This window comes from Roseateles sp. P5_E11 (genome assembly GCF_054049355.1).
Genome location: NZ_JBFUMO010000929.1, coordinates 1 through 1,538, shown reverse-complemented (window position 1 = coordinate 1,538; position 1,538 = coordinate 1). Strand labels below are relative to the sequence as shown.

Annotated in this window: 2 protein-coding genes; both read left to right on the top strand. The window is 71.1% G+C overall.

Annotated features, from left to right (window positions below; translation table 11 throughout):
• A partial coding sequence (locus ACXJKR_RS32180) for an NAD(P)-dependent oxidoreductase (protein ID WP_457326316.1) occupies positions 1–555 on the top strand: 555 nt, incomplete at its 5' end.
• Positions 556–688: 133 nt separating this feature from the next.
• On the top strand, positions 689–1,538 hold an 850-nt coding region (locus ACXJKR_RS32175; protein WP_457326315.1), incomplete at its 3' end, for an aminotransferase class III-fold pyridoxal phosphate-dependent enzyme.

Genomic DNA, 1,538 nt, shown 5'->3' with positions numbered 1-1,538 from the left:
CTGCCGGTGCGCACCGCAGCGCAGTGCCGCGTCGGCGTGCTGGGGTTGGGCTCGCTGGGCGAAGCCGTGCTACAGGCGCTGCGTGGCCTGGGCTTCGACTGTGCCGGCTGGAGCCGCAGCCCGCGCAGCATTGACGGCTTGCGGTGCTTTGCCGGCGAGGCGGAGCGGACGGATTTCCTGCGCCGCAGCGACATCCTCGTCTGCCTGCTGCCGCTGACCGACGCGACGCGCGGCCTGCTGAACAGCACTTTGTTCGACGTGCTGCCGCGCGGCGCGGCGCTGGTTCACGTCGGCCGCGGCCCGCAGCTGGTGAGCGCGGACCTGTTGCGCGCCCTCGACGATGGTCGCCTCGGTGAAGCCGTGCTCGACGTGACCGACCCTGAGCCCCTGCCGGCGGACGACCCGCTGTGGCGCCATCCGCGCGTGCAGATCACGCCGCACATCGCCAGCATGACGCAGCCGGATACCGCGGCTGCGGTGGTGCTGGACAACCTGCGGCGCTTCGAAGCGGGCCTGCCGCTGGTGGGCCTGGTGGACCGCGGCAAAGGCTATTGAACGCGAGCGGCAGCTTCTGCCGTGACGGCCCTCAGTTCAGCGCAAGACGCTGCCGCGAGCGGCCAATGCAGCACGCACCGGCGAGGCCGAACGCCCAAACTGAGCGTCAGCCATCCACTGCAACACGCTGCTCATGACCGCCCTCCCCCTCGCCCAAACCGCCGCCCGAGCCGCCATCACCACCCCGGAACAGCACGCTGCGCTGGCCGGCCTGGACCGCGCGCATCTCATCCACCCCGTGGCACCGTGGCGCCGGCACGAGGAGCGCGGCCCGATGGTGCTGAGCTCAGGCCACGGCGTCTGGCTGCAGGATGCCCAGGGGCGCGAACTGCTCGACGCCTTCGCGGGCCTGTGGTGCGTCAACGTCGGCTACGGCCAGGAGAGCGTCGTGCAGGCCGCCGTCGAGCAGATGCGCCGCCTGCCCTATGCGACCGGCTACTTCCATTTCGCCAGCGAGCCGGCCATTCGCCTGGCGGCCAAGCTGGTCGAGATCACGCCGGCCTCGCTGACCCGCGCTTACCTGACGCTGGGCGGCTCGGAATCGGTCGACGCCGCCGTGCGCTTCATCGTCCAGTACTACAACAACACCGGCCGGCCCACCAAGAAGCACTTCATCGCGCTGCAGCGGGGCTATCACGGCTCGTCCTCGACCGGCGCGGGGCTGACCGCGCTGCCGGTCTTCCACCGCGGCTTCGACCTGCCGTTGGCCACGCAGCACCACATCCCGTCACCCAACCCCTACCGCCATGAGAACGGCGCCGACGCGCAGGCGCTGATCGCCGCCTCCGTCACCTCGCTGCGCACCAAGGTCGCCGAGCTTGGCGCGGAGAACGTCGCCGCCTTCTTCTGCGAGCCCATCCAGGGTTCCGGCGGCGTCATCGTGCCGCCGCCAGGCTGGCTGAAGGCGATGGCCGACGCGGCGCGCGAGCTGGACATCCTGTTCGTCGTCGACGAGGTCATCACCGGCTTCGGCCGCACCGGCA